The organism is Agriterribacter sp. (assembly GCF_035444585.1).
In the GTDB taxonomy this organism is placed as follows: domain Bacteria; phylum Bacteroidota; class Bacteroidia; order Chitinophagales; family Chitinophagaceae; genus Agriterribacter.
Genome location: NZ_DAOMOZ010000202.1, coordinates 1 through 8547 on the forward strand (window position 1 = coordinate 1; position 8547 = coordinate 8547).

General features: G+C 44.9%; 8 protein-coding genes. All 8 read right to left on the reverse strand.

Features of this window, described 5'->3' with window-relative positions; genetic code table 11:
* Positions 1-73 precede the first annotated feature (73 nt).
* Entirely contained in the window at positions 74-664 is a 591-nt protein-coding gene (locus tag PLH26_RS17490) for a cytochrome c oxidase subunit 3 (protein WP_324587322.1), read from the reverse strand.
* Positions 665-758: 94 nt separating this feature from the next.
* Positions 759-1676: a heme o synthase gene (gene cyoE, locus PLH26_RS17495; RefSeq protein ID WP_324587323.1), complete on the reverse strand. Its 918-nt coding sequence runs from the start codon at positions 1674-1676 to the stop codon at positions 759-761.
* Between the two features lie 58 nt (positions 1677-1734).
* Positions 1735-3540: a cytochrome c oxidase subunit I gene (locus PLH26_RS17500; protein ID WP_324587324.1), complete on the reverse strand. Its 1806-nt coding sequence runs from the start codon at positions 3538-3540 to the stop codon at positions 1735-1737.
* A 47-nt stretch (positions 3541-3587) separates the two neighbouring features.
* On the reverse strand, positions 3588-4652 hold the full coding sequence (locus tag PLH26_RS17505; protein ID WP_324587325.1) for a cytochrome c oxidase subunit II: 1065 nt from the start codon (positions 4650-4652) through the stop codon (positions 3588-3590).
* Between the two features lie 44 nt (positions 4653-4696).
* Positions 4697-5920 carry a quinol:cytochrome C oxidoreductase gene (locus tag PLH26_RS17510; protein ID WP_324587326.1) on the reverse strand — a complete coding sequence of 408 codons (1224 nt, stop codon included), beginning with the start codon at positions 5918-5920 and terminating at the stop codon, positions 4697-4699.
* A gap of 33 nt (positions 5921-5953) precedes the next feature.
* Complete coding sequence (locus PLH26_RS17515; protein ID WP_324587327.1) at positions 5954-6577, reverse strand: c-type cytochrome; 624 nt, start codon at positions 6575-6577, stop codon at positions 5954-5956.
* A 116-nt stretch (positions 6578-6693) separates the two neighbouring features.
* A complete protein-coding gene (locus tag PLH26_RS17520; protein WP_324587328.1) occupies positions 6694-7287 on the reverse strand; it encodes a DUF3341 domain-containing protein in 594 nt (197 codons plus the stop codon).
* Positions 7288-7364: 77 nt separating this feature from the next.
* The coding region (nrfD, locus tag PLH26_RS17525) for an NrfD/PsrC family molybdoenzyme membrane anchor subunit (RefSeq protein WP_324587329.1) at positions 7365-8547 on the reverse strand (1183 nt) is incomplete at its 5' end.

Here is an 8547-nt window from a genome sequence, read left to right on the forward strand (position 1 = left end):
CACCATTTATATCCGGCCGGTATGTGTGTTGACATGCAATTTAAATTTTATGAATGCTCAATTTTGTTCGTGGTTAATGCAATAAATGAAAAAATACAAAAATGTAAACCCAAAGGATATCTACAAAATGCCAGTAGGTAGCTACTATTTCCACGGGTATACTGTCATAATTGCGTTTTTTTGTGCTGAACGCTTTAAAGAGAATGACCCCCAGGGCAATTACACCGCCCAATACATGCGCAATGTGCAACCCTGCTATAGCCAGTACAAAGGAATAGGCCGGATTGGAGCCTATCCCGACCATTTTCATCCCCATCTCCCCAAACCGGTAAAATCCGTTCACCTGCAGTATGCTGAACAGGATGCCCAAAACAGCGGTTACAGCAAAGAACAATCTGTATTTACTCATCTGGTGCGCCTTGAACGCTCTCAAAGACACCTGCATGGTTAGGCTGCTCACCAGTATAACCAAAGTAGAGTAAGAAAATACAGTTGGCAGCGTAAAGCTTTCCCATCCCGGCTGGCTTCGCTTTACAATGTAAGCGCTCGTAAGCCCTGCGAACATCATAATTATACCTGCAAGGCCCAGCCACATGTTAAATTTATACGGATGTATTCTTTTTCGCTGCGCACTCATCATTTCTATCATTACAACTGGTTTCATTAACAAAATAAATAGCTTTCAGCAGTGAGCTGTAGGCTTTGGGTTTCGGGTGCCTGTTCCCTCATAAAACCCATTATTCAAAGCTTGTACCTGGCTATATACCTGCTACTTTATCGGCAAGCAGGCTTAAAAGCACTACCGGCAAATAAATATAAGAGCTGAACATTACCCTTCTGGCGGCCTGCACATTCATTTCCCTGTACAAACGCATGCTTTGCCATACCATGAACAAATTGGCCACCAGTATAATAACCAGGCTAACCAGCCCGCTCATGTGTATCAGGTAGGGGAATATGCCTACCGGTATCATCAGAAGCGAATAGATAATGGCCTGGATTGCCGAATATTTTGTTGGTCCTGCATCGGAAGGCATCAGCTTAAACCCCGCCCGGCTGTAATCTTTGTGCGCCACCCATGCAATTGCCCAAAAATGCGGAAACTGCCAGAAAAACTGGATCGCAAACAAAGCCCATCCGCCGGCGCTCAGTTCATCTGCTCCCGCCACCCATCCTATCAAACAGGGCAAGGCTCCCGGTATGGCACCTACCAGCACAGAAACGGAATGTACCTTTTTTAAAGGAGTATATACAAATCCGTAAAGGAACAGGCTGAACAATCCCAGCATAGCCGCCGTCCAGTTAAACCAGTAACCTACCAGCAATACGCCTGCAACACCTGCCACAGCGGCAAAAGCCGAGGCTTCAGAAACGCTCATTTTGCCATTGGCAACCGGGCGCTTCGCTGTGCGCTTCATCAATGCGTCGGTGTCTTTCTCCGTTATCTGGTTAATGGCATTGGCCGACCCGGTTATGAGCAATCCACCCGTAAATAATAAAAGAACTGACACGAAATTGAACGTAATGCCCGGTGCCAGCAGATAACTGATCACACAGGAAAATACTACTGTAAAACTCAGGGTAAACTTTATCAGCAGCATATAGTCTTTGAGCTTGTCAATTACCATAAAAGAAGCTGACTGCTGTGCCCCGTCGTATGTATCCCTTACCTTCAAAAATCTCTGTTTTATCAGCACAAAGAGCTGTATTTATCCCGCCCGTTAGCGGAAATCATTAATGCTTTGATTCATCTTTCGTTACCGGCTCGGTTTGCGGAATGAAATCCACGCCATCCTTACCATAATCGTATGCCCAACGATGCACTTCAGGAATTTCGCCGGGCCAGTTGCCATGCCCGGGATTAATGGGCGTTGTCCATTCAAGCGTATTGGCGTTCCACGGATTTTTTGTTGTAACCTTTCTCCCTTTAAAAATAGAGTAGAAGAAATTGAACAAAAACAACAACTGCACCAGGAAAGACAGTATAGCGGCAAAACTGATCACACGGTTCAGCTCCACAAACTGCTTGAACGATTCCCAGTTTTCATAGCTATAGTAACGGCGTGGCATACCCGCAAAACCTTCGTAGTGCATGGGCCAAAATATGATGTATGCGCATGCAAGCGTTATCCAGAAATGAATATAGCCCAGCGTATTGTTCATATACCTGCCATACATCTTAGGGAACCAGTGGTAAATTCCCGCAAACATTCCCATAAAGGCCGAAACACCCATTACGATATGAAAATGTGCAATGATAAAATACGTGTCATGGATATGGATATCCAGGGTTGAATTACCAACATAAATCCCGGTCAATCCACCCGATATGAAAGTGCTCACAAACCCGATGCAGAACATCATACCCGGGGTAAACCGGATATTGCCCCGCCAGAGCGTGGTAAGCCAGTTGAATACTTTTATGGCAGAGGGCACGGCTATGAGCAAAGTAAGCAGCACAAAAACAGAGCCCAGAAAGGGGTTCATACCTGTTACAAACATGTGATGCGCCCACACCAGGAACGAAAGGGTGGCAATGGCAAACAACGAAGCCACCATGGCCATGTACCCGAAGATGGGCTTGCGGGCATTGATGGACATGACCTCCGACACCAGTCCCATCGTAGGCAGTATAATGATATATACTTCGGGATGACCAAGGAACCAAAACAGGTGTTGATACAGGATCGGACTTCCTCCTTCATTTGGCAAAATTTTCCCGGCAATCACTATATCCGATAAATAGAAGCTGGTTCCCAAGTGCCTGTCGAACAACAGCAGGATGAAACCAGACAAAAGAACAGGAAATGACAGCAATCCCAGCACTGCCGTAAAGAAAATCGCCCATATCGTTAACGGCAGGCGCGTCATGGTCATTCCTTTGGTTCGCATATTAAGGATCGTTGAAATATAATTAAGCCCTCCCAGTAATTGCGATACCACGAACATGGCCATGCTGATGAGCCAAAGATCCATCCCTGTTTTTGATCCCTGCGACGCATCTCCCAATGCGCTTAAAGGCGGATATACCGTCCATCCGCCGGCTGCCGGACCGGTTTGAACAAACAAAGAAGACATCATGATGATGCTGGCCAATACAAAAAACCAGTACGAAAGCATATTCATAAATGGTGAAGCCATATCTCTTGCGCCTACCTGGAAAGGAATGAGCAGGTTTGCAAAAGTGCCGCTCAACCCTGCCGTAAGCACAAAAAATATCAATATGGTGCCATGCATGGTACCCAGCGCGTAATAAAATTCAGGAGATATTTTTCCACCCCGTGCCCAGTGCCCGAAGATATCTTCCAGCCAGGGTAAGGTTGCTTCCGGGTATCCCAGTTGAATACGGAATAATACAGACATACCCCCTCCAATGATCGCCCAGATCATTCCTGTTATCAGAAATTGCTTGGCGATCATTTTGTGATCCTGGCTAAATACATATTTGGATATGAATGTTTCGTGATGATGATGCGCACCATGTTGCTCCTGCACTCCGTGAGTTATAACACCGGGTTGAATTACAGCTTCGTTACTCATTACTAAAATATTTTACTGATCAACAATATCCTGTTAACAAATCAAAATCAATGTTCTTCGGCCTGAGCCACAGGTTTTCCTTCCAGTTCCCGGGCTTCTGCCGTTTTTGCCGTCGGAGGAACACCATCGGGATGCGCAGTCAGGAATTGCGGTTTTAGACCGGCCAGCCATGCATCGTATTCTTCCTGGGTATCCACAACGATCACGCCACGCATCGAATAGTGGCCTACTCCGCACATCTGATCACAGGCAATTTCGTATACAAAATTTTCATTTCCCGTTATCTTTTTCATTTCGGCCGTGGTGTATTTTGGCGTAAACCACATGGTGGTGGGTGTACCCGGCACTGCATCCATCTTCATACGGAAATGAGGTAATCCAACATCATGAATAACATCCTGCGAACGGATGATGAGCTTCACCGGCTTGTTAACCACCAGGTGCATTTCCGACGGATGAAGGTCATCATGATTGGCCGCATCATTCCAATCCTGCCCCAACGGGTTATTTTTAGAAGGGTCTACCAGTTTATAACTCTGCCGCCCTAAAACGTTGTCTTTCCCCGGATAGCGGTATTCCCATCCAAACTGGTGACCTGTAATTTCAACTTCCATAGCCGTTTTAGGCGGATCTCCCGTTATTTTAAACCAATAGTACAATCCAAAAGCAACCAGTACAGTTAATGCAATGGCCGGTACTGCCGTCCATAATAATTCCAGCTTATTGTTGTGCGGGTAATACAATACTTTTCTTTTTTCAGAAGCCTGGTACCGGTAAGCAAACCAAAAAAGCAATACCTGAGTAACAACAAATACAAAACCAATGATTGCAAGCGTGATCCACATCATGGTATCAATGTGCTCGCCATGGTCGGATGCGGAAGGCACGCCAAGCAATGTTTTTTTATACAATATTTTATTGCACCACCAGGCTGCAGCAAGACCTATTACCAAAAACACCAGCATCAGAAAAGCGTTGATGCGGTTGTTTTGTTCAAAAGCTTTTTTTTCTCCTTTCAATACAGAAACATACTCACTGGCCTTTGATATTTGAAAGATAACGACGAATACCAGCAAAACTATTACAACAATAAAATACTCGGTGGAAGTCATTTTATATAAAAATTATTCTTGAATAATGGGTGTCTTTCCGCACTTTACGTATGATGTATCAAACTTTCCTTAAGATAAGGATGATATTTCGGCACCAATGGCGATTTGGTTAAAGCCCTTCCTGTAAAGAACATCAGGATACCGCTAAAAAAGACCAACATGCCCCACTCGTACCAGCCCAAACTAAAATGATCACCCATGGCTCCCGGCATTACCATCTGGTAAAAGTCAAGCCAGTGACCCAGCACAAGCGCCATTGCCATAAATGTCATAATAGCATAATTCCGTTTAGACCCTCTCGTCATTAATATGAGAATGGGTGCTACGAAATTAATGATAAAGTTAAACCAGAATATCCCCTTATACGCTCCCTGCAGCCTTGGCTTAAAATAAATTGTTTCTTCCGGTATATTGGCGTACCATATCAGCATAAACTGTGAAAACCAGAGGTAAGCCCAGAATATGGAAAATGCAAAAATGTATTTTCCTATATCGTGCAGCTGCTCCGTGGTGGTATGCTCCAGGTAGCCCTGGTTTTTCAGGAAAATAACAAACAAGGCTATCAACGCCAGCCCTCCTACAAAGCTACTCATAAAAGTGTACCAGCTATACATTGTTGAATACCAATGCGCATCAATGCTCATAAGCCACAGCCAGGGAATGGTTGATCCTGTAGTTAAGGCAAAAAACACAATAAATATACCGGCCCACACTGTATTGTTCCAAATGTACTGCCGGGCTTCCTCACCTGTTATTTCACCTTCGTCTGCCCGCAACGACAACTGTTTGATCTTTCTGCCTACTACTATCCATACGGTTAAGGTGATAACAGTCCATACAAAAAAGAAAGTAGGATTAAGAAAGCCTTTCTTCCAGTTAAGGATCTTATCGGTTGCCACAGCATCTTTATCAAGCCAGTGATAAATATGATGCTGATGACCCACAACAATAGCTATAAATACAAGCAATGATACAATGGCAAAAACAGGCACTACTGCAGCTATCGCTTCGGGTATCCTTCTGAAGGTGGTTTGCCAGCTGCTATGGCCAAGTATATTGATGCAAATAAAAAACATACAGGCATTGCAGATCATAAGAAAGTAAAGGCTGTTTTGCAATAGTCCTGCCCAGAACCGCGTTTGGTCGTGCTCATCTTTACTCAGGCCAAGAAAGAAAAAACCTGCCAAAAATGCTGCCAGTCCAACACCCAATAGCCCAAATGTCCATTTCCTGTATTTGGCCGGAGTTTCAAATTGTTGCTTGATCATTCTTCAATGAATTTTTGTATGCTCAATCAGTTTTTATTTTGCTGCACTGCTGCTGTCTGCCGCAGTAGTAGCTGCAGTTTTTTTAACACCCTGTTTTTCTCTTATATAGTCTATCACCATCCAGCGCTGCTTTGGATTTAACTCGGAGGCATAGCTGCCCATCATATTTTTACCGTAAGTGATGGTATAAAAGATCTGCCCGTCGCCCTGGCTCACAATGGTGGGGTCCAGAAGATTTTTGGGCATCACAGGAAAAGCTCCGTCGCCATCTTTCCATAACGGACCGTTACCGTCTAACTTAGCGCCGTGGCATATGCCGCAGTAGATCAAATACAATCTCTCGGCTTCTTTCATATCTGCTTCATTCAGCGGCGGCAAAGGATTCTGCACAGTCCGGGCTTTCGCAAAATTGGTGGTATCGCTTCCGCTATCCTTTTCAACGCGAAACGGCAACAACTGGTCTCTTGTTATGGTCCCTTCAACCGGTGTGCGGTTGGTTTGCTTATCCGGGAAAATATCGTTTTCCGAATTGGTTTCATATGCACGGCTGTACGCCATATCAGGCATGTAATTGATGCCGGGTTTTTTATTACTGCAACTTGCCGCAGCCATTACCGCCACCATAAAAGCACATGATATAACAGGTATCTTTTTCATTCGTATATTTCTATTTTTTAACTGCCGGGTGTCTGCTGGCGGCAATATTATAAATGTCTCCATTTAAAAGGCAAATTCCCAAATTTTGTTTCATCCCCGGGAAAATTTGCCTTACTTTAAGCCCCCGCTGTTTCAGCCGTATGCTCGAATAATTTCTTGTTCATGTCGTAACGACCCAGCCACCAGCCGGTTTCAGCCATCTGCACATTAACTTCTTTTGCACCTGCCGCAGCCAGGAAATTTTCGGCTTCCTGCACGTTGGTGTTGGCTGTACATTCAATAACCATTACAAACTGATCGTCTGTTGCCCTCGGATGAAAATGATGCTTCTTCACAAACGGCGCCAACTGGCAGAGGTAACAAAAAGTAAGTGTCATACCTACCCCCGAAAACAATACTGTAAGCTCAAATATGATGGGTATCCACGCGGCCAGGGAAAAATGAGGCTTACCGCCGTAATTCTGCACCCAGTCTTTGGTCAATATCCAGCTTATGAAGCCAAGGGCGGTAGTAAGCCCCGTTAGCGCATATATGAACCCTACTGTATGGAGGCTCGTGTCTCTCATGCCCAGCTCCTTGTCGAGCCCATGCACAGGGAAAGGCGTATACACATCATGGATCTTATATCCTGCTTTACGCACTTTTTTTACTGCGGGAAACAGCACATCTTCATCATCAAAACAGCCTACTACAAATTTTTTTATTGTCATAACCTTAAACCAACGGGTTTTTTAAGGTGAATAATCTGTGTTCAAAATACCAGTTCAGGAACAGCCCCCGGCTAACCTTAATGCTGATGCGTTTTGGCGTAAAACTCATCCGCGCTTATTTTTTCAAGATCCTGCATTTTGGCCTTATAACTTTCGCCGCTCGTTTTCAGCACATGCTTGATTTCCCATATAGCAATTACGGGGAAGTATTTCGAGAACAGGAAATAACAGGTAAAGAACAATCCAAAAGTGCCCAGGTAAAATCCGATCTCAAAGATACTGGGGCGATAATACAACGACCATGATGAAGGAAGATAATCGCGGAAAATGGAGGTAACGATAATTACAAACCGCTCAAACCACATACCCACATTCACCACTACGCTCATTATAAAAGTAAATTCAATATTCCTTCTCAGCTTTTTAAACCAGAACAATTGCGGAGACACCACGTTACAGGTCATCATAATCCAGTAGCTCCAGCCATACGGACCCGCCAGACGATACCTGAAAAACGCATCATACTCGTACACGTTTGCGCCGTACCAGGCCATGAACAGTTCGGTAAGATATGCACAGCCTACTATGGAACCCGTTAGCACAATTACTTTATTCATGGCTTCAATATGCCCCAGTGTAATATAATCCTGCAGGTTCATTACCCTGCGGGTGATGAGCATGAGCGTTTGTACCATAGCAAATCCGGAGAACACGGCACCTGCCACAAAATAAGGAGGGAATATAGTGGTGTGCCATCCCGGAACGATTGAAGTGGCGAAGTCGAAAGATACTATGGTATGTACGGAAAGTACCAGTGGCGTACACAACCCGGCAAGTACCAGTGAAAGACTTTCATGACGCTGCCAGTGTTTGGTAGAACCGGTCCATCCAAAAGAGGCGATACCGTAAAATAATTTCCTGAATTTGGTTTTAGCGCGGTCGCGGATCGTTGCTACATCGGGTATCAAACCCGAGTACCAGAATAAAAGCGACAGGGTGAAATAGGTTGAGATGGCAAATACGTCCCACAATAACGGAGAGTTAAAATTGGGCCACAGCGGTCCGCGGCTGTTGGGATAAGGCATTACAAAAAATGCCAGCCAAACCCTCCCCATGTGCCAGATCGGGAACTGCCCCGCTGCCATTACCGCAAAGATGGTCATGGCTTCCGCTGCACGGTTCACCCCGGTTCTCCATCCCTGGCGGAACAATAAAAGAATAGCGGAAATAAGTGTACCGACATGACCAATACCGATCCAC